Below are 20,944 nucleotides of genomic sequence, written 5' to 3'. Positions count from 1 at the left end.
CGTCTTCCTCATGCTCCTGAATTAAAGAATAAATAACAGTGGAATAGTGTCTGTTTGTAGTTTAGACAAGTTAGCCAGTATTGACATTCCCGCAGGAAAAAATAGTGGGATTTTCGGTCGGCTACCTGAATCTGTTACCGAAACTGCACCTGTTTTATGAGTCACAGTTCGAGTTCTGGTCTGAAGCAGCCAGGGCATTCAATCGATCGCAGATTTTAACATCGCGACCTTGAATTGAGCTTGAGGCTTTTTCTTTCGGAGCGAGTTATCACATCATCTGCGATACCTGGCGTCCAGAAGCAAACCATGAAGTGCGATCGATCGCACTTCCAAAAATACTGGCTTTTTTACTCGGTACTTCGAGCTTTTACCCGTACAAGTTTTCGGCACGGAACCCTCTAACTTTTGTATTCGAGGTGTCGAACTTTTGATGCGCCTTGCTTTCACTCTGGTTGTCAGACATGACAGTTGCACGGCAAATTTTCGCCACCTTGGATGCTGGTCTGCTGCCTCAAATGCAACAGCAGAGGGTTGAAGCACCAAACGGGGAGAATCGGATCTTGCCAAGACCTTTCCGATTGTAGCCTTTCTCACAAAAAATGGAAGTTGTTTTCCATTGTTGGTCAAGAACTAGGAAAACTCTGTCAGCTTAGCTTGACAATACTAACTCATGTCCGGCTCTGCTAAATCCTGAGAACGGCCCGCAAAAACTTTGGCACGATCGAACGGCGCTGTTTTCTGCGTATATCTGGGTGAACGGCTGCGGCGTAGTTGGCCAGACAGTTAGCAGACAATTTTTGAGTTGCCCAAATTGGAACCAATACCATCCGTGTAGATACACCCATCATTACCCTGTTTCCCTGAATTGAATCATACGCAATCTGCGATTGAATAAAGCTCGTAGCTTTAGTTTTAAGCCGGCAACTCTGGATTAGAGACCGACTCTGACCCCAAATGAAGCGTTGCGGGTTGAGTAGTGCAACAGGGGCTTTAATTGTTAAGTTAGCTCAAATCTCAGAAATTGGGTTTAATTTTCACGTTAAATCACATTAAGTTCTTAACGTCACATTCTTATTTAAGCAGTTCGACACGAGTTTGTCGCGTCCGTGGCAAAAACCACCCGGATAAATTCTACTGAGAGTTAAGCCGCCGCGCAACTCTGGGCTGCGGACTTCTCTAAAATTTTTGGCTTTCGGTTCGCACTTACGCGATCGCACGTTCTCACAAACCATACAATTAGACATCTCCCGGAAGTATAACTTCACGATTCCTTTAAATATATCGTGACAGCGTAAAGATTCCATAAAGCCCTTTAATTAATTTTAGGTAGCATTCCCGAATTGTCTTGATAATTTCAAGCAGACGCAAAAAAATCCCCAGCGGACGTTGCTGCAACTACCTGCAGATAATAACTCCGCCCGGGAAGAAAAATTTACCCAGTTAGCGATGTGCTTGCTATGGTTATAGAAGGCCTAAACAGCAGGATGCGCTTAAAGATGTGGAGGGGTAGGACGCTGGTGCGATGCTCAAAATTTTGTTATTATTTACAGCGTGTCATCAGAAAGCGCTGATCTAGGTTTGATCTCTAAATCATTCCTGGCTCCTAGCTCAGCAATGACGAGAGCGAAAATTGTCTATAAAGTTGATTATACTTGCTTACTATTGATGGTTTCTAATAAACCTTGATAAAAGACTTTGAAGCTTTTAGAGCGATTCAATTCAGGATTCATATATTGAGAAATTTCGCTAGAGGCTTTATATTTTTCTAGTCCTCCCGGATGATATCCAGCTTTTTTCAGGACTCTTTCCAAAGCCTCCCATGTACCCCCTTTAATAGCATCGGGGTCGCGATACGGTTGTTGAGTAGCTAAATTGGGAGAGACTTTAGGGTAAGCTTGGCGAATTGCTTCAACATCGCCGAAAAACCACGCTTCTAATTCTTCAACTACAATTCGATTTAAGACTTGGAATGATTTATCTTTTTGACAGGAAGATTTAGTGATTAATCCCGATGATATTGCCATTATTTCTAGTTGTTGTTTTAATTTGAGACAATCTTCTCGATCTTCATCTATTAAAATAACAATTTTCCAATCAGGCGGAAGCCATGCTTGATAACCTTTCAAACGATTAGGCAAGTTAGCAAGTAAATCTGGTTTTCCTCGAAAAGCATGAATCTTAGAGCTAACAGTCGATGGCACTATTTTCGGCAAAAGCTGGGTCAAAGCTGATTCTAGGGATGCTTCTTCTACTAAAAGCTCAAGATGCAAAATCCTCACCTTCTATTTATTTTAAGTGTAAAATCATTGCGGTGTACCCCCATTTTTCAGCGGATTTCCCACCTCAAAGAAATCTTCCATCCACAGCGAACCCAGTAAGGCACCGTGTTCCATAAATTGTTTGACTCCCTGCATATCTGCGGTTCTTTTTGCTTGAGTAAAACCTTTCTCATCTCGATATAATACCCATAATTCCTCTGGCTTCAAACTATCCACAAAAAAGGGAGAATGCGTTGTCACCATTAATTGAGTATTCGCAGAAGCCGAACGACATTCTTCTGCAAGCTGAGGTAATAATTGCGGATGCAAATGATTTTCTGGTTCTTCTATTCCCACTAATTGCGGGGGATTGGAATCGAAAAAAACAGTCAAATAAGCTAAGAGTTTTAACGTACCATCGGAGGCATATTTTGCCAGAATAGGATGAGTAAAAGGAGCATCTTTAATTTCCAACAAAAGTCTGCCATCCTGCATAATTGAGGCTTCGACTTTTTCGAGGCGTGGAATACGAACAGAAAGGGTTTTTAGTATTTCTTTTAACCGTTGGGGATGTTGCTCTTTTAGGTATTGGATAACATTGGGTAAATTGTCACCAGTGGGAGATAATCTTTCCTGTGCACCTGCTTCGGGAAGGCTGCGGGTATTATCTGCGGTTAAATATGATAAATACCAGCCTGTAATAAAACGTCTTAATGCACTAACGCGGGGATGTTTGGCAAATTGTCCTAATGTATTTACGGCTAAAAATTCAGATGATTCTAGTTTTTCGGTTATCCTTTCACCTTCTTCATCAGGACTTTCGCCACTAATGACTTGTCCTTCCCCTTTTTTGAAGTCTAAAAAACGAAAGGGTTTTCCTTTTCCCGATTGTCCGCGTCGCCAATGCAACCATTCTTCAGCAATGAAGGGACGATTATTTTCTTCATCTATAGCGAGATGATAGGTAATTAAAGGCGAGTCGGATGTCTCTCGATATTTTAATTCAATGATAATGCAGCCTTCGCTGTCTCTGGTGCGTAATTCTCGAAATCGGCCCCGTCTATCCCAGGCTTTTCTGAGGCTTTCGGTAAAACATTCGGATAGGAAAGCGAAAACATCGAAAATAGTTGACTTGCCGCTACCGTTGGGGCCTAAGAATACAGTTAAGGGGGTGAGATTTTTGAGTTGGAGATTGTGCAAAGCACGGTAATTTTGTACTTTGAGATATTCTATACGGGGAATAGATTTCATGATTTCACCTCCTCAATTATAATCTCGGTTTTTTTTATCCTAATTTCTCCTTTAACGAACCGCGAAGACGCGAAGTGCGCGTTCGGCGAAGCCGTTCCCGAAGGGTAGGAAGAAAAGAGAAGAAGAAAAAACTAAAGTCCTGACTGCGAACTTAATTTAACCGCGAGACAGATTACTGCTGATTCCGCAGGCGAGGGTTAACAAACTCGTTTAATCCTTCCCCCACCAAAGACAGTCCCACCACCATTAAAGTCATCGCTAAACCGGGAAACAAAGCTGTCCACCAAATGCCAGTAGGTAGCGCATCTAAAGCTAAACGCAAGTCGTGTCCCCATTCAGGAGTTGCTTCGGGAAGTCCTAATCCGAGAAATCCCAAACCTCCTAATGTTAAAATTGCATCGGCAGCGTTGAGGGCAAACAGCACAGGTACGCTCTGAATCACATTCAGAAACAGGTAGCGCGAAAGCACTGTCCAAGTGTCAGCACCCATTGCTCGCGCAGCTTCGACAAATAATTCGGTTTTGACGCTGACGGTGTGATTCCTGACGACGCGGTAGTATTGAGGGATGTAGGAAATGCTCAGGGCGATCGCAGCATTCAAAACTCCTTTTCCCACTACAAACGCTAGCGTCAAAGAAAGTAGCAGCCCCGGCAAAGTATAAATTGTATCCATTAAAAATAACAGCACTCGATCGAGCTTACCGCCCAAGTAACCGCTAACCAAACCCAGCGGCACACCGATAAACAAACTCAAAGCAGTGGCTAAAATTACCACTTGCCAAGCCGCGCGAGAAGCAAACAGCGTGCGGGAAAACACATCGTAGCCGCTGCGGCTAGTACCAAACCAATAATTCGCCGACGGCGGTTCGTGGATGGGGTTACTCAAAGCCTCGGTAGGATTTTGTAGCCATCCCCAAGCTTGCATAGCTGGAGACAAGGTTGCTACCAATATAAACACGGCAGTTATTGTCAAACCTGCCCACATCATTTTCATTGACAGGCTTGACGGTGAGGCACTGTTGAGAAATCGCGGGAGTCGGAGGCGGCTTTGAGCCATAATGACGATCGACCTATATAAGACTTTTCGATTTTAGTAGCACTCAGGCTAAAAAACCGGGAACAATCAAAAATTCTTTCCCTTATCCGCCAAACACTCGCGACAAACCGGGTTTTTTCGGGAGATGCGGCTAAAAAAGACCCGGTTTCTCCCCTGTACGGGACTGGCGCGCAGGGGAGAAACCGGGTTTTTGGCAGGCGGGACGCAAGTCGAGTTTAGGTTAAATCTCTCTTGGCAAACCTCAAATCTAAAATCGATCGAATTCTACAAATTGCTGGCAATTAACTCGCGGTACTGGCTTTTCGGCTTAACTCCCTTGAGCTCAGCTACCAAATCTTTGTCTTTGAAATACTGAATCGTCGGCGTACCAATCACGCCAGCATTTTCAGCAATTTCTGGATCTTCTTCGATGTCAATTTCCACGTAGTGGATTTTGCCCTCGAACTCATCTACTACTTTGCTCAAAATCGGCTTGAGGCTGTGGCAAGGCCCACAACTCGGAGAGGCATATTTGACCACAATCAGTCGATCGCTATCGTGGAACAACTTCCGCAAAGCATAACCTCCTTCGTGGCGCGTGTCGTTGATATCAAAGTTCTCGCTGGTTTTGCGTACTTTTGGAGCTTCCGGCGCTGCTGTGGGTTGCTCGGATTCCTCAGTTTGATGGAATTCCTGCATTAAACCGTTAACTGACAGCCAACGTTCTGCCAGCATCGCCCCCATGCAGCCACTGCCTGCTGCGGTGATTGCTTGGCGAAACTCGTGGTCTTGCACGTCGCCGACGGCGTAAACTCCCTCGACGCTGGTTTCTACCGAACCGTGTTTGGTAACGATATAGCCTACTTCGTCGAGTTCTAGCTGACCTTGGAACAGTTGAGTGTTGGGAGTGTGACCGATCGCATAAAACAATCCTTTCACCAGCAAATCGCTCTGGGCGCCTGTCACGATATTTCTAAGTCTCACCCCGTCCATTTTGCCACCGGCTTCGCCCAAAATATCCAGTGCTTCGGTGTTCCAGTGCACGGTAATTTTGGGATTGCTCAGCACTCGGTCTTGCATGGCTTTGCTCGCGCGCATTTGATCGCGCCGCACCAACATATGTACGTGAGAGCCGTATTTTGTCAAATAAATAGATTCTTCCGCTGCTGTGTCGCCCGCGCCGATTACAGCTAAGTCTACTCCTTTAAAAATTGGGGTAGCGCCGTCGCAAATCGCACACGCAGAAATGCCGTGACTCCAAAATACGTGTTCGCTAGGCAGCCCCAGCCTTTTCGCCGTCGCGCCTGTAGCGATTACTATCGTGTGGGTTTTGATTTCTCTGTCTTCCGATCGCACTGTAAACGGACGCTTGGTCAAATCCACCGAAATTACATCTTCTGTGTATAATTCGGCACCCCAGCGCGCTGCTTGAGCTTTCATCCGATCCATCAGTTGCGGCCCGGTGATGCCTTCGGGAAAGCCGGGGAAGTTTTCGACTTCTGTGGTGGTCATCAGTTGACCGCCGGGGACGCCTCCCATTTGGTAGCCTTCAAAGACTACGGGTTTCAGGTTTGCCCTCCCGGCGTAGATTGCTGCTGTGTAGCCTGCTGGGCCTGAGCCGATAATTACTAGGTTTTCTACGGTTTCGTTGGTCATAGCTATTTAATTAAACTCATAACGACTTCGTTTTACTAATTCTAGCAGAGTTCGATCGAGTTTGGTTTGATGCCATTGGGCGATCGAGCATCTGTATCTATTGTTGAGGGTCGATCGGTCTTCGGGGCAATTCCAGCTACTTTAATAAGCAAAAACAATCTAAAAGTCGATTTAGTTTTAAATGTTCGATCTATTTTAAGGGCTGAAATCTTAAGAAAATCTAAAGACGACCAAAATTATTGACTTCATTCTCAATTATTTTACCTATTTACTTGTTTTGAGGCTTGTGGTACGATTTTCACAATCCAGGGGCATTATGACTAATTTAAGTTTTTGACGCTGAAAGCTTTTAAAATCGTAAAATTAACGAATTCGCAAATGTAATAAGTACAATTATTTATGCAAAATCCGCATTTTATGGTTTAAGAATTGTAACGGAGATTTTGCCGGATTTGACAAAATACAGTATTTGTGGTATGCAAGGTGCGATCGGGGGAAAATTAGAAGGAAATTTTTAACCGCTTTGGAAGCACAGGCGGGACGCCCGTGCCACAATTAACATAGAATTTTGTATTTGTGTGTGAATGGATAAAATCAAGATATTGTTTGTATGCAGCCGGAATAAGTGGAGGAGTTTGACTGCCGAGAAAATATGCGAGAAGGTTAGTGGCTACAGCGTGCGATCGGCGGGAACGGAAAAAGGTGCAAGAATTAGAGTAACTGAGGGTTTGCTGGGTTGGGCGGATTTGATATTTGTGATGGAGAAGAAGCATGGCGATCGACTTCGCAGCAAATTTCCCGAAAGTCTCGAAGGCAAGAAAGTTATTTGCCTGCAAATCCCGGACAATTACGAATATATGGAACCGGAATTAGTCGAGCTTTTGCAGGCGAAACTGAATCCCTATATGGAAATTCCAGAGAACGAGATAAATTTTATGCAGCGAGTTTTGGAACCGGAAGTGATGGATTCCTTGGAAGAGGCGATCGAATACGATTCGATGGATTTTACTGAGGTTAATGCTGCTTTTGCTCAGAGTGCTGCGGCGTTGGGGCCGGTTTTTGGAAACGTTTTGGATGCGGGGACGGGTACGGCGAGAATTCCGATCGCCCTTTGTCAACTCCGGCCAGCATGGAAATTGACTTGCATTGATTTGTCGGCAAATATGCTGAAAGTTGGGGCCCAAAATGTGGAAAAGGCGGGCGTGCGATCGCAAATAAGTCTCGAATTAATCGATGCTAAAGCCATGCCTTACCCTGACAATTATTTTGACATGGTGATTTCTAACAGCATTATCCACCATTTGCCCGATCCGCTGCCGTTTTTGCAGGAAGTCAAGCGGGTGTTGAAGCCGCAGGGAGCAATTTTTTTGCGGGATTTGCTGCGGCCGGAAAAAGCGGAAATCAGGGATAATTTAGTCAATCTGTATGCGGGAGATTGCAACGCGCATCAGAAACAGTTATTCAGCGATTCGTTGCAAGCAGCATTTACCCTGGAGGAAGTTGAGGAGATGATCCAAAATGCCGGGTTGGATGGGTTGAGGATTTATGAATCTTCAGACAGACACTGGACGGCGGAGCGTGCTTGGTGCGAGTCTTTGTAGAAAGAAGTTGCTGGGAAAATTTTAGGTGAAGCGCGATCGACTGCGAAGAGCGAGTTGGTTTTTTCAGTATGGTAATGGAATTACGCGACGCATGATATTGCCGCTAATGTCTTCATCGCAATACTCAAGTAATTCGGGTTCCCAGTAAGCAGTTGCTAAAGTTAACCAACCGAGAAAAAAGCCAACTCCACCACAAATGAAGCATCCACCATCTCCACCTCTGAATCGATATTTTTCGCTAATTATCTCACAATCGTAAGGATTTTGGGCAATGTGAAGTCCGAAAAGGTTGGGCTGCAAATGGAGTGTCCAGTCGGCTCGATTGTCAGTTGGGTAGAAATCGCTTGGGCAGAAGTCTCCCCAGCGAAATAGAGTTGTGTTTCCTGCAGCGCAGGCATACTCCCATTCATCGAAAGTTAGCAAACGCAGCCCTTGGGCTGCCAATTCAGTCGTGATTTCTTCCTGCGTCTTGCTAATAATTTGCCAAGCCGCAACCGCACCATCCTTACCGCCCTCGAATCCGTATCTATTGCCACGATTAACGCTCGAACTTTGTGGAAAGTCTTTTAATAAATTCTGAATTTTAAGTTCATCGGAACCGATCGGCTCAAAACCAATCTTTGTTGGTTGAATTTCTACAAGCATCGGGGAAATTGTCACCTTTCGAGGAGGTGTAGTGACGCTTTGTACGTAAGAGTAGATGTCTCGATCGATCTCATACTCCTCAGAACTATTTTGAAATGATTCAATTTGCTCGTCTGTCGGGTGAAAGTTGCTGGCTTCGTATCCGACTTGAACTTCGCCTCCTGGCATCAGAGAAAATAAAGCTCCTCCATACTCAAAAATGGCAATAGAGAGTTCGGGGCCGCCATCAGGGTAAAATCGCAAACCTTTAAAAATTACTGACTGTGGCAGATGTGCTGCTAATTCCTGTGAGTAGCGATTTTTTTGTTCTTCGCTCAAATTTTGCCATTCCTGCAATTCCATAAGCCAAAAGTTCCTCAACTAAACCTCTTCTACTTATCTAATTTTATAGCATCTAAAATCACTCGATCGCGCCCTAAGTCTTTAGCTTGATAAAGCGAACGGTCTGCCGCTGCAATCAGGTTTTCCTGGGAAGTTTCGGGCTGAGGAAAGGTGCTCGCTACCCCCAAACTCAGCGTTACGAAAGAACACACCGCTGAATTAAGGTGTTCGATTTCTAGTTCTTTGACGCAAACTCGAATTCGCTCTGCAATCCAAACAGCTATTTCAGACGAAGTGCGGGGTAAAACTACCGCAAATTCTTCACCTCCGTAACGAGCTACCAGAGTCTCCTCCGAAACTTCGCCTGCTGAGTAATGTACAGCCTCAACAATAGTTTCGGCTACCTGCTGCAAACAAGCATCTCCCGCCTGATGTCCGTAAGTATCGTTGTATGTCTTAAAAAAGTCAACATCGCATAAAATCAAAGATAGTTCCGCTGCTGCTTCTCCCAATTCTTGCCATTTTTTCTCTAAGTATTCGTTAAAACAGTGGCGGTTGGCAATCTGAGTTAAGCCATCTAAGTTGGCAAGGCGATACAATTCGGAATTAGCTGCTTTTAATTGAGAATTAGCTGCTTCTAACTCGGATTGCGTGATCGATAAATTGTAATAAAGTTCGCTCATAGACCAAGTAGCTTGTTGGTGAATTTGGGATAAAGCTACCCAGAGTTGATGCACGTCTAAAAGTCGGTAAACTTGAGGTTCTAACTGCACAACAATCGGCTCGTAAAGCAGTTCCGGCGGTCGCTGCACGGAGCGCTGAGCTGCCATGACAATTAAGGCTACTCCTGGTAAAATTAAAATATCGGTTTGAGCTATTTGATAGAAGGCTATAATCGGTCTGCAAGCAAATATATCTACTCCGTAAGGGCGGCTCATGCGTTCCATAAATCGCCGACGCGATATCATCCCTAAAAATTCCCCATTTACGGTCAAGATAACTCCCGGAAGCAGCGGGTGAGATTGAAACAACCGAGCTACTTCTTTGGCTAGATATGAGGAGTCAACCTGAAAATTGAATAGAGCCAGATCCTTAAGGGTAGACTCTAAAGATAAATTTTGGGGTGAGTTTTCTGGCGAGTTAGACGGCTCAATAAATTCAACAGACACAGCGCAGATCCGAATAAACAATAAACCAGCAACCAAGCTAGTATCAGCTATTAAATTATATAATTATTTATTTGTTACCATTGGTTGTATTATTTACTACACTATTTTTTCAGAATGGAAGAAGCGGCAGCGTGAGTTTTTGCCGTAGCTGCATTGCAGTGATTCATGCTCCGTAAATTACAGATTTATTGAATTATTCTAGATCTTTTCCTCCATTTTTGACTAGGGACTTGTTACAGCGTAAAAAAACCGATTTCGGCGCCATTCCTCAACTCATTGACCGAAAGCATCCAGGATACAAGCCCCCGTACTCATTCCTTCGCAGACTCAGGACGGAGAAATAAAAAACCTGTATCCGATGAAACTTGCCCCCCGAATTTATCCCTGGGGTCAATGCTTCAATCTAAAATCTAAAATCTAAAATCTAAAATCGATTGACGGTGCACACAAACTCAAGAAACCTGGTTTTGAAACCGAGGTCGAGGCTGTAACGAGGTTTTGCGTAAAAAAACGCGGTGTCTGCCCCTGTCCTCAACTTAAAGCTCAAAACTCAAAACTCCCTCACCACCCCCAAGTTCCTGGCCCTCCCTTAAACGGGCCGACAATATCTTGGGTAATCCAGCCGCCGTAAAAATCCCCTGGTTGAGATTGCACTAATTCCCCGTCTACATAACAGGCATCCATTTTGCTTGGATAAAAAGCCACATAATCTTTAATAGCTGCAAAAACCTGATTAGGATTGGGATAAAACCAAGCAGCATTTACTACTTCTTTCGACTCTACCGTCACAGTGTAATAACCGGCTTGTCCCTTCCACTCGCACCAAGAGCCTCGTAAAGTTTTGTGCAAATATTCCATTTTGATGTCATCGGGGCAGATATAGTAGGCAGGAGGGTGACTCGTCTCCAATACCCGCTGAGGACGGCGCGTGTCGGCGATCGTCACTCCATTAAAAATTATCTGTACGTGTTTGGTCGATTCCTCAAGCCGAGGGGGACGTGGGTAATCCCAAACAGACTCTTGACCAGGGCCAGGCTCTATTCGATCGAAGTTCATGTGCACCATCTCCCCTCCAAAAAAAAACACTTAGCGACTTAGCATTACAATTTAATTTACCCTTAATCGAGTCGCTGCTTCAGAGCAAACCAGCTTTTTTCAACTCTTCACAATATGAGTATTCGCGGTATAGATGTTTCCGACTACCAGCCCAATGTCAATTGGCAAGCAGTTGCCAGGGATGGTATTACCTTCAGTTTTGTCAAATCGACCGAGGGTGCAACGTTCGTTGCCCAAACTTTCGCCCGCAATTGGGCGGCCATGAAAGCGGCGGGGATTCAACGCGGTGCTTACCACTTTTTTCGACCTGCAAGCAGCATTCAAGGACAAATAGATTTGTTCTTGAAAACTGTAAAACTCGAAGCGGGGGATTTGCCCGCAGTCTTGGATATCGAAACTACAGGCGGTTTGAGTGTGGATCAATTGTGCGATCGAGCCGCAATTTGGCTAGAAGCAGTCGAAAAAGCCACCTTGATGCGACCGATTATTTACACCTACCCCGGTTTCTGGGACAACTTGGGGACAAAACGGTTTGCCGATTACCCGCTGTGGATTGCTCACTATACCACTGCTGAGGAACCTTGGGTTCCCGGCGGCTGGAAAACTTGGACTTTTTGGCAGTACAGCGACAGCGGCAGCGTCTCCGGCGTATCGGGCAATGTAGACACCAATATTTATGAAAGCGTCCGAGAAGGCGCCGTAAGTTATAAAGTTGCAGACATCCAGAGGGAATTAAGAATTAAAGGTTTCTATCAAGGCGCGATGGACGGTAAATTTGGAGCCAACACCACAGCGGCGCTCATCTCGTTTCAGAAATCTCAAGGTCTCAATCCAGACGGCATTGCCAGCCTCAAAACCTGGGCCGCTTTGATGCGAAAATCTCCCAAAGTAGTTGTCCCCACTCCAGCGCCGACACCGGCTCCGCGGCCGACACCCGCTCCGACACCCGCTCCGACACCCGCTCCCATATCAGGCGTGCGGCTGACTCAGGTATTCTCGTCTTATCAAGCTAAGGCTAGCCAAGATACTGCCTTAATTTGGCTGCAAAGTCAAGTTTCTACATCTGTTTTAGGGGAATTTGCTCAAAAATGGCGGGCAACTACCTTACCTCAAGACACTAATTTGCGATTGATAGATGTCGGCAAATTTTATCGCGGTTTAGCAGAACAAGACCAAGCTTTAGATTGGCTGCAAAAACAACTTTCTCCGGCTATTATTACCGAGTTTGCACAAAAATGGCGCTCTCAATCTATTGTCACTAATTCTCCGATTCGGCTGATAGATGCGTGCAAATTTTATCGGGCCGCACCCCAGCAAAACCAGGCTTTAGATTGGCTGGAAGGGCGAGTTTCGCCGGCAATTCTATCGGAGTTTCTTCGCAGGTGGCAGAATGCCAATCGATTATAGATTTGAGATTATAGATTTGAGATTATAGATTTGAGATTGACTCTACAGAGGAATCTTGCGATTTGAGATTGATTTTAGATGGGAAATATACTCTAAAGAGGGAGCATCTCATATTTGTAAAAACACTTATTATGGCTCCTTCCTTATTGGGAGCATCTCATATTTGTAAAAACACTTATTATGGCTCCTTCCTTCTTCCTCCTTCCTTCTTCCTTCTTCTTCTTTCCTCCTGACTCCTGACTCCTGACTCCTAATTCCAATTTCGAGCTTTGCTGCTTTCATTGAGATGCTCCCTTCTTCTTCCTCTTTCCTTCTGCCTCCAATTTCTAGCTTGGCTGAAAAAGTGATATCAACTCCGCTCGCATCGGAATTGTAAAATCGAATCAACAGTCAATACTCAACTATCATTCAGTTTTTCGACTGACAGTCAACAGTCAACAGTCAACAGTCAACAGTCAACAGTCAACAGTCAACAATAATTCCGGTGCAACCGCAATTGATATGAGATGCTCCCTCTAAAGATGAGTCTGAGGGCGATCGATTTGAGATGTGAGCTTTTTGATTGGAGATTGACTCCACAGATGAATCTGGGGTTGAAAGGCTCTGTAATTGAAAAGCAGCCAAATCTTGCTATTTGAGATTTAAGATGGGCTCCACCTCAAAACTCGTCAAATCCTCTCCCTCTGTGCCCGCATCCCATCGAAATCTCGAACATAACAGACAATCTCTCGCTTAGCTACAGCTAGCTGCCATCTTTGACGGCAAGAGAATTATCTGATAAAGTTATAGCGACTATCAACGTTTTTTAATCTTATTGGGAAAAATCCAGGGCCGTGCCGAGTTGGTAAGCTGCGCCGAAAATAGCGCCTGCACTCCAATTACCCGCGATCGAACATTTAAAACTAAGCGGGCAGCCTGTAACAATAATATCTATGGAAATCCCCTTTAACATCACCCAGTTGATGGTCATGACCGTCCTCTGTGGCATCAGCGCTCAAGTTATCGCCGCTTATCTGAAAGTTCCGGCGATCGTCTTTTTGCTGTTGTTTGGCATTTTAGCCGGCCCAGACTGCTTGGGAGTGCTGCATCCCAATCTGCTGGGCAGCGGTTTGGAAGTTATGGTATCCCTTTGCGTAGCCTTAATTCTGTTTGAAGGCGGCTTGAATTTGGAATTGCGAGACTTAGGCAAAGTTTCCGGCAGCATCCGCAATTTAGTTACGGTAGGCACTTTAATTACGCTAATAGGCGGCGGAATGGCCGCACACTGGTTGGGGGAATTTCCCTGGCCGATCGCATTTCTGTATGCTTCTCTAGTAGTCGTCACAGGCCCGACAGTAATCGGCCCTTTGCTCAAACAAGTATCCGTTGACAAAAAAGTTGCCGCCTTGCTAGAAGCAGAAGGCGTTTTAATCGATCCTGTCGGGGCAATTCTGGCAGTATTGGTGCTGAATATTATTTTGAACGGCAATGCTGATTTGCTGGTTGTGTTCCGAGATTTAATCGTCCGACTCTTCGTTGGCGCAGTCATCGGAGTTGCGGGAGGTTGGCTGCTGGGATTCATTCTCAAGCGATCGCAATTTCTCTCCGAAGACCTCAAAAACTTAGTAGTTTTAGCCGGTTTGTGGGGATTTTTCGGCTTAGCAGAAGAAATCCGCAGCGAATCGGGACTGATGGCAACAGTCCTCTCCGGCATCGTCCTCAGAGCCGCTGCTGTGCCGGAAGAAAGGCTGCTGAGGAGGTTTAAAGGTCAACTCACAGTCCTGGCTATTTCCATGCTGTTCGTGCTGCTGGCGGCCGATTTATCCCTCGCTAGTGTGGTCGCGCTCGGTTGGGGAAGTTTGTTTACAGTTTTAGCTTTAATGTGGGTAGTGCGGCCGATCAACGTTTGGCTGTGTACTTGGAATAGCGGACTGAATTGGCGGCAGAAATTATTTGTTTGTTGGGTAGCGCCCAGGGGAATTGTCTCAGCGTCGATCGCATCTTTATTTGCAATTTTGCTCACCCAGCGGGGAATCAACGGCGGCGACTCGATTAAAGCCTTAGTTTTCCTAACAATTATTATGACAGTTTTCGTCCAGGGACTAACGGCCGGACGGATGGCTCAACTGTTGGGCATCACCTCAAAATCCGCAACCGGTGCTGCAATTGTCGGGTCAAATCCTTTGAGCAGATTAATTGCTCGCTTGTTTCAAGAACGCGGAGAATCTGTGGCAATTATTGACACGAACCCAGAAGCTTGCGAACAAGCAGAACGAGAGGGTTTGCGGGTGTTTTTAAGCAGTGCTCTGGATCACAGCGTGTTAGAAGAAGCCGGACTGGAATCGATGGGAACTTTTCTGGCAATGACTAACAACGGCGAGGTAAACTTAGTGTTAGCTCAGCGAGCAGCCGAAGAGTTTGCACCGCCGAGGGTTTTGGCAATATTCCCCAAAGATCCGCAAGCAAATACGCCTGCAAATCCGACTAAAATCAATCAAGCTTTTGTCTCGGATTTGTCGCTGAAGGATTGGAACGAATATTTAAGCGACGGCGAAGTGAAATTGGGGGAAACTGAGTTAAAAACAGAGGGATTGCAGTTTCAGATTGCTCACTTGCAAGCTTTGGTTAAAGCCGGGGAGTTGGCGCCGCTGCTGCTGGAAAGGCAAGGGTACTTGCAAGTAGTGTCGGCGACTCAGATTTGGCAAGCAGGCGATCGAATTATTTATTTGCTGTACGATCCGACACCGAAATTGTTGAAAAGATTGTCGGGTTCGTCGCAGTCTCGTTTGACTTTGGAAAAGCATCAGGTAGTTGAAGAAGTGCCGATTCCTTCTCCGGTTTTAGAGGATGTTTTGGAGGAAACGGAAATAGCAAAAGATGCTAAAGTTTTGCAGCCGCCAGTTTCGCGGTAAGGGTTAGTATCCCGATCGTACTCTGTAATCTGCTTGTCGCCATCGTCCTTACTCTGCCTCCCCAATCAGAGTAAATGCCGCCCAATTTCGCGGCTGGGGATGAGTTTTCATCGTGGCTAACATTGCCTGCCGAAGTGCCTGTGCTTTGTCGGGATTATTTTGCAAATTTTGATAAAACGACTGCATCAATTCCGATGTCGGCGCATCAGGAACCGCCCATAAAGAAACAATTACACTCGGCACTCCTGCCGAAATCAAAGCGCGCGACAAGCCAATTACTCCATCCCCGGTAATTCTGCCTTCTCCAGTGTTGCAGGCACTCAAAACGACTAAGCTTGCTTGCAGTTTCATGTCGAAAATCTCTTCTGCGGTCAATAAGCCGTCATCGCTACCAGAAGGAGCCATCGCGATCGCACTTCCCAATCCACGCACATCATCCAGCAATCCATGCGTTGCCAGGTGAATAATCGATGCTTGGGGCATTTTTTGGACGATCGCAGATTTTGTCCCTTGTGCGCCCGTGATGGCTTGGGTTTTGAGCAGAGGGGCGATCGCTCTAGCTTCAGCTTCAGCCCCAGGTAGAGGAGACAATCGCTGTTTGGGAGCTCCCGGATAGGAAGACACACTAGGCATGGTGGGATTGCCCAAGACTAGAGCCGGGCCACTGTGGGATTGCTTCTGTGCTAGCTTCTGCCGTTGTTGTCGAGTCAAATCCAACACTTGAATCGAAGGGGCGGTGAGAATCGTGTGTTTTTCGATTAAGTAAGTACCGTTGGCATCTTGGAGGGCGGGAAAAGGCACCTGGAAAAGCGATCGTTGAGGAATGAAAATGACGCGGGCATTGGGGTCTTTGGGTAGGAGGCTGGCAATGGGCTCGATCAGCAGTTGATGCAGTGTCGGTAAGTGGGGTTGGGGTTGGGTAGAGCCAAGACTGCTGCGACTGCGAACAGCCAGGAATTCTTGATTGCCAATAATTAAGCTGGCTAGAGAGGCGTTGTGTTTTTGCCAAAGGGGTTTGAGGTCAACTTCGCGGAACGTGATTTCGCCCGTCGGTTGAATTACCCAGATGTAGAGTGCGGATTCTCGCCCTACTTCTTTGCCCTCAATCTGAAAGTCCTCGTAGATGATGGAATACTGCACCAAAGTGGCATTCTGTGCTTTGGCGATTTGTTGGATTTGATCCTGGGTGGGAGCAGGGGCGATGACCGAACTGGCATCACCAGTTGATAAGCGCTCTGTCAGGAGATCGACAAAGGCACGAGCACGTCCCCGTTCCGCAATTTCTAAAGCTCCATTCGGGTTATTTTGAGCCACCCGGACTCGTTGTAAAGTCCGATAGGTGCGAGCTTGTCTTTCAAAGATGGATACTTTATGCGCGTCGTTGGAGCCGAGCATTTGACGCATCGATTCCCAAACTTGAATGGCATTGACGAGCATTTTTTCAGATTCTGTTGGGTTGCCAGCTTTTAAGAACGCTTCTGCGAGCTTGTTGAGTGCCACACCTTCATCTTGGCGGTTGTTAATTTCGCGGAAGATGCTTAAACTCTGCTGTGCATACTCAATGGCTTTAGCATAGTTGCCCAGAGACAGGTAAGCACCTCCCAAATTCCCCAGTGCATTCCCTTCCCCAAGGCGGTCTTTAATTTCGCGGAAGATGGCTAAACTCTGCTGTGTGTACTCAATGGTTTTGGTATAGTTGCCCAGAGACTGGTAAACACTTCCCAAATTCGCCAGTGCCGCACCTTCCTGTTTGCGGTCCTTAATTTCGCGGAAGATGGTTAAACTCTGCTGTGCATACTCAAGAGCTTTAGCATCGTTGCCTAACAAGCGGTAAACGATTCCCAAATTCCCCAGCGCCGCACCTTCCCCAAGGCGGTTTTTAACTTCGCGGGCGATGGCTAAACTCTGCTCTGTATACTCAATGACTTTGGCATAGTTGCCCAGATACCGATAAGCGTTTCCCAAATTCACCAGGGCATTCCCTTCCCCTTCGCGGTTTTTAATTTCGCGGGCAATCGCTAAACTCTGCTCTGTATACTCAATGGCTTGAGCATAGTTGCCCAGAGAGTAGTAAGCGACTCCCAAACTCCTCAGTGTTGAATCTTCCTCTTTGCGGTCTTTAATGGAGCGGGTGATGACTAAATATTGATGTAAATACTCAATGACTTTAGTATGGTTGCCCAGAGACTGATAACCGTTTCCCAAATTCGCCCGTGCATTCCCTTCCCCAAGGCGGTCTTTAATTTCGCGGGCGATGGCTAAATATTGCTGTGTATACTCAATGGCTTTGGCCGAGTTGCCCAGAGACTGGTAAGCATCTCTCAAAATGCTCAGTGCCTTGCCTTCTCCGTAGCGGTCTTTAATTTCGCGGGCGATGGCTAAATATTGCTGTGCATACTCAATGGCTTTTGCCGAGTTGCCCAGAGACTGGTAAGCGACTCCCAAATTGCCCAGTGCCCTACCCTCTGTCTTGCGGTCTTTTCTTTCGCGTGCGATGACTAAAGTCTGCTGTGTATACTCAATGCCTTTGGCCGAGTTGCCCAGAGAGATGTAGGAGTTTCCCAAATTGCCCAGTGCCCTACCCTCGCTCTGGCGGTCTTTTATTTCGCGGGCGATGGCTAAATGTTGCTGTGAATACTCAATGGCTTTGGCCGAGTTGCCCAGAGAGTGGTAAGCGACTCCCAAATTGCCCAGTGCCCTACCCTCGCTCTGACGGTCTTTTCTTTCGCGGGCGATGGCTAAACTCTGCTGTGAATACTCAATGGCTTGGGCATAGTTACCAAGAGAGTCGTAAGCATCTCCCAAAATACGCAGTGCTACACCTTCCCCAAGACGGTCTTTAATTTCGCGGGCAATGGCTAACTTCTGCTGTGCATACTCAATCGCTTTGGCATAGTTGCTCCGAGAGTGGTAAGCATCTCCCAAAATACGCAGTGCTACACCTTCCCCAAGACGGTCTTTAATTTCGCGGGCGATGGCTAACTTCTGCTGTGCATACTCAATCGCTTTGACCGAGTTGCCCAGAGAGTGGTAAACACTTCCCAAATTGCCCAGTGCCAAACCTTCACTTTGGCGGTCTTTGCTTTCGCGGGCGATGGCTAAATGTTGCTGTGAATACTCAATGGCTTTGGCCGAGTTGCCCAGAGAGTGATAAACACCTGCCAAAGTGCCCAGTGCCCCACCTTCCCCTCGGCGGTCTTTAATTTCGCGGGCGATGGCTAAACTCTGCTGTGAATACTCAATAGCTTTGGTATAGTTGCCCAGAGAGTGATAAACACCTGCCAAAATGCCCAGTGCATTCCCTTCCCCTTGGCGGTTTTTGAGGGCGCGATAAATTTGCAGTGCCTGTTGCCAAGAATTCAGCGCTGCTGGGAATTGGCCGATCTGAAACTGTTGAAGCCCCTGCCGCAAGAGCCGATCGGCCTCTGCTTGACGAGCATCGGTAGTTTGAGCGATCGCTGGGAAGAGAGAGTCAGGAGTAGTTAATAGGGGAATAGTGGCAAGCAGAAACAGGGAAATGGAACCTAGGAAAACATTAGTGAGCCTAGAGTGGGTTGATTTGAGTCGCTTAAATGGGGAATACAGCATAGGATTCTAGAGTTGGAATTTAGAGAATTAGCCCGATCGCTCTTTCTGCTGTCGTCGTGCGATCGCCTCAATCTGCCACAGGCGATCGACCTTCATAGAAGTTTACTCTGCCTCCCCAATCTCGCCGCAGGGATGGGAACTCTAATCTGAATTAGACGACTATTTTAGCGATCGCCCGATCGGTTTGAATCAAACCATTATCCACTGGCATAGTCAAGTCCAAAATGAAAACCTGGGGTGTTTAGATCGTCTATATCCAGAGCCGTCTGCTCTAATGCTCGATTAATGTCCGCAGGACTTAAGTGGAGATTTGCAATGCTATGCTGTTAACCCATTTCGATTAGCTGTTGTCGTCAAAATGTGCTCAACTTGAGCTGGAGTTAAAGTCGGATTGGCATTCAAAACTAAAGCCGCTACACCCGCTACCTGTGGCGCTGCCATAGATGTGCCAGTTAGGGTGTCATAGGTTCTATAGGGAGTTGTAGAATAGATGTCTACTCCCGGAGCAACTACGTAATCCAAAGGTGTGGAACCCGCACGGTTTGAGGTGTCAGGCATCCTGCCGTTTATATCAATACTGCCCACGGCAATTCCCAAGCGATCGGCATTACGAGCTGGATGAGCTGGTTGGTCAACACCCAAATTTCCGGCTGCCATAACCACAACAGAGCCTTTGTTATTTGCATACTCAATTGCGTTATTTACTACGTTGGAAGGGACAAACTCATTTCCCAAGCTGAGGTTAATTACATTTGCTCCATTATCAGCAGCATAGCGGATTCCAGCAGCAATATTATTCCTATAGGCGTCACCAAAGGTGTCTATCACTCTGACAGGCATAATCTTGGCATTGTAGGCAACTCCTGTGATGCCAAAATCATTTCGTTCCGCGGCGATCAAACCTGCTACGTGAGTCCCGTGACCATTATCCAGATCCATTGGGTTGTTGTCGTTAACCACAAAATCCCAGCCCCGAATATCATCAATATATCCGTTGCGATCGTCATCAATGCCATTTTCCGCAATTTCACCAGCGTTCTGCCAAATATTACTATCCAAGTCGGGATGGGTGTAGTCAACACCACTATCGATGACAGCTACAACAATCCCATTTCCTGTAATGTTCTGCTCCCAAACTTCCGGTGTATTTATGACATCTAGCGCCAAATTATTCCCGCCAGAATCGGGAAGAGCAGGGAAAGGAGTTGAGCGGTTTAAGCTGCTGGAAACTGCTGCATTTGCATTCACTACACCGTAGCCGTAATTACTATTAAAATGGCCGCTAGGTGTGGCAATATTTAGTTCAGGAATAGAGGTGGCAGCAAGATTCAGGTTGTAATTAGTAGAGTTGCCTAAGAAGCTAGAGACTTGGACATAGTATGTTCCGGGAGCCAGATTGGGTACATTAATGACATCCGGGCTGGTGCCAATCTCAAGAGAGTAATCAATAGTTTCCCCAAAATCAACTACACCGTTGCCGTTTCTATCTTGAATTAGCTTTACGTCAGCATCCGCTCTCAAACCGTCGAGACGCAGGTTAAAATTGCTCTTAGTGTTGATATCGAATCGGTAAAAATCGTTGGAAGCGTCTATGCCCACGAAATCAGTTAAGTTGATGCTACCATTCTCAACACCAACAACATTACGAGCTGTCAAAAGAGAGTTATCTGAATCGGAAAAATTCAACTCAGAAGCAGATATCGTTCCTGTTAGTGGATCTGTGTTTACATTTGCCGATTCTGACTGCGGTTTGAGTTGAGAATCGGCGACATCGCCAATAACTCGATCGCCCGCAGAGACACTGAGGCCCTCGCCTGCATTAGCTACAATAAAATCTGCGATCTGTGTCTGTTGGTCGATGCTGGATGCTGTGAGATTAGTCAAGCTAGATTCAGGACTGTAACCAGAAGCATTCAGTGGAGCGATCGCTCGGTTGAGCAAGTCGTTGTTAACCGGAACTGTTGATTGGGCGAGATCGTTTGGCTGTTGATTGAAATAAAGGCGATCGCTAGGAGTGGTTGTGATGTCTAACATAATTTAAGAACCCACATATTTCGATTCATTC

The 20,944-nt window shown here is 46.2% G+C and carries 18 protein-coding genes; 4 read left to right on the top strand and 14 right to left on the bottom strand.

The genetic code is table 11. The features are described from left to right. Positions 1-273: 273 nt before the first annotated feature. The 7 genes from QUB04_RS09220 to trxB form a co-directional block, all read right to left on the bottom strand. Entirely contained in the window at positions 274-567 is a 294-nt protein-coding gene (locus QUB04_RS09220) for a hypothetical protein (RefSeq protein ID WP_333142348.1), read from the bottom strand. A 116-nt stretch (positions 568-683) separates the two neighbouring features. Further along, positions 684-848 carry a hypothetical protein gene (locus tag QUB04_RS09215; RefSeq protein ID WP_333054806.1) on the bottom strand — a complete coding sequence of 55 codons (165 nt, stop codon included), beginning with the start codon at positions 846-848 and terminating at the stop codon, positions 684-686. Positions 849-1,049: 201 nt separating this feature from the next. Beyond that, positions 1,050-1,304, bottom strand: a complete 255-nt coding sequence (locus QUB04_RS09210; protein WP_333142346.1) for a hypothetical protein — start codon at positions 1,302-1,304, stop codon at positions 1,050-1,052. A 342-nt stretch (positions 1,305-1,646) separates the two neighbouring features. Further along, on the bottom strand, positions 1,647-2,270 hold the full coding sequence (locus QUB04_RS09205) for a DUF4276 family protein (protein WP_333283523.1): 624 nt from the start codon (positions 2,268-2,270) through the stop codon (positions 1,647-1,649). 33 nt (positions 2,271-2,303) lie between these two features. After that, positions 2,304-3,509, bottom strand: a complete 1,206-nt coding sequence (locus tag QUB04_RS09200) for an AAA family ATPase (RefSeq protein ID WP_333283521.1) — start codon at positions 3,507-3,509, stop codon at positions 2,304-2,306. Between the two features lie 172 nt (positions 3,510-3,681). Beyond that, positions 3,682-4,566 (bottom strand): ABC transporter permease, encoded by an 885-nt coding sequence (locus tag QUB04_RS09195; protein ID WP_333054802.1) that lies wholly within the window; start codon positions 4,564-4,566, stop codon positions 3,682-3,684. Between the two features lie 264 nt (positions 4,567-4,830). Then, positions 4,831-6,201, bottom strand: a complete 1,371-nt coding sequence (gene trxB, locus QUB04_RS09190; protein WP_333142342.1) for a thioredoxin-disulfide reductase — start codon at positions 6,199-6,201, stop codon at positions 4,831-4,833. A gap of 584 nt (positions 6,202-6,785) precedes the next feature. Between trxB and QUB04_RS09185 the strand changes: the two genes are divergently transcribed. Further along, a complete protein-coding gene (locus QUB04_RS09185; protein ID WP_333283520.1) occupies positions 6,786-7,802 on the top strand; it encodes a methyltransferase domain-containing protein in 1,017 nt (338 codons plus the stop codon). 63 nt (positions 7,803-7,865) lie between these two features. Here QUB04_RS09185 and QUB04_RS09180 read toward each other — a convergent pair whose 3' ends face one another. The 3 genes from QUB04_RS09180 to QUB04_RS09170 form a co-directional block, all read right to left on the bottom strand. Continuing rightward, complete coding sequence (locus QUB04_RS09180; protein WP_333283519.1) at positions 7,866-8,789, bottom strand: hypothetical protein; 924 nt, start codon at positions 8,787-8,789, stop codon at positions 7,866-7,868. Positions 8,790-8,818: 29 nt separating this feature from the next. After that, positions 8,819-9,937 carry a diguanylate cyclase domain-containing protein gene (locus tag QUB04_RS09175; RefSeq protein WP_333283517.1) on the bottom strand — a complete coding sequence of 373 codons (1,119 nt, stop codon included), beginning with the start codon at positions 9,935-9,937 and terminating at the stop codon, positions 8,819-8,821. Positions 9,938-10,498: 561 nt separating this feature from the next. After that, positions 10,499-10,993, bottom strand: coding sequence for a DUF427 domain-containing protein (locus QUB04_RS09170; RefSeq protein WP_333283626.1), 495 nt, complete (start codon positions 10,991-10,993; stop codon positions 10,499-10,501). A gap of 114 nt (positions 10,994-11,107) precedes the next feature. Here QUB04_RS09170 and QUB04_RS09165 point away from each other — a divergent pair, with 114 nt between their 5' ends. Continuing rightward, the gene (locus QUB04_RS09165) at positions 11,108-12,400 is read left to right on the top strand and encodes a GH25 family lysozyme (protein ID WP_333283514.1); all 1,293 of its coding nucleotides are present in this window, start codon (positions 11,108-11,110) and stop codon (positions 12,398-12,400) included. 129 nt (positions 12,401-12,529) lie between these two features. Here QUB04_RS09165 and QUB04_RS09160 read toward each other — a convergent pair whose 3' ends face one another. After that, positions 12,530-12,787 (bottom strand): hypothetical protein, encoded by a 258-nt coding sequence (locus QUB04_RS09160; protein WP_333283512.1) that lies wholly within the window; start codon positions 12,785-12,787, stop codon positions 12,530-12,532. A gap of 424 nt (positions 12,788-13,211) precedes the next feature. Next, entirely contained in the window at positions 13,212-13,370 is a 159-nt protein-coding gene (locus QUB04_RS09155) for a hypothetical protein (protein ID WP_333283630.1), read from the bottom strand. Here QUB04_RS09155 and QUB04_RS09150 point away from each other — a divergent pair. After that, entirely contained in the window at positions 13,333-15,291 is a 1,959-nt protein-coding gene (locus tag QUB04_RS09150; protein ID WP_333283510.1) for a cation:proton antiporter domain-containing protein, read from the top strand. The two genes, QUB04_RS09155 and QUB04_RS09150, sit on opposite strands and share 38 nt — an antisense overlap. A 48-nt stretch (positions 15,292-15,339) precedes the next feature. Here the strand turns inward: QUB04_RS09150 and QUB04_RS09145 are convergent, their stop codons facing one another. Then, positions 15,340-18,879, bottom strand: a complete 3,540-nt coding sequence (locus QUB04_RS09145; RefSeq protein WP_333283507.1) for a tetratricopeptide repeat protein — start codon at positions 18,877-18,879, stop codon at positions 15,340-15,342. Positions 18,880-18,891: 12 nt separating this feature from the next. On the opposite strand from QUB04_RS09145, the gene QUB04_RS09140 reads away from it, so the two are divergent. After that, positions 18,892-19,029, top strand: coding sequence for a hypothetical protein (locus QUB04_RS09140; protein ID WP_333283505.1), 138 nt, complete (start codon positions 18,892-18,894; stop codon positions 19,027-19,029). Positions 19,030-19,197: 168 nt separating this feature from the next. On the opposite strand, the gene QUB04_RS09135 is transcribed toward QUB04_RS09140, so the two are convergent. Beyond that, on the bottom strand, positions 19,198-20,913 hold the full coding sequence (locus tag QUB04_RS09135) for a S8 family serine peptidase (protein WP_333283503.1): 1,716 nt from the start codon (positions 20,911-20,913) through the stop codon (positions 19,198-19,200). Positions 20,914-20,944 lie beyond the last annotated feature (31 nt).

It is taken from the genome of Microcoleus sp. D2_18a_B4, from assembly GCF_036702475.1.
GTDB lineage: Bacteria > Cyanobacteriota > Cyanobacteriia > Cyanobacteriales > Microcoleaceae > Microcoleus.
Note: the sequence above shows the minus strand (reverse complement) of the source record. Positions and strands in the feature narration are given on the sequence as shown.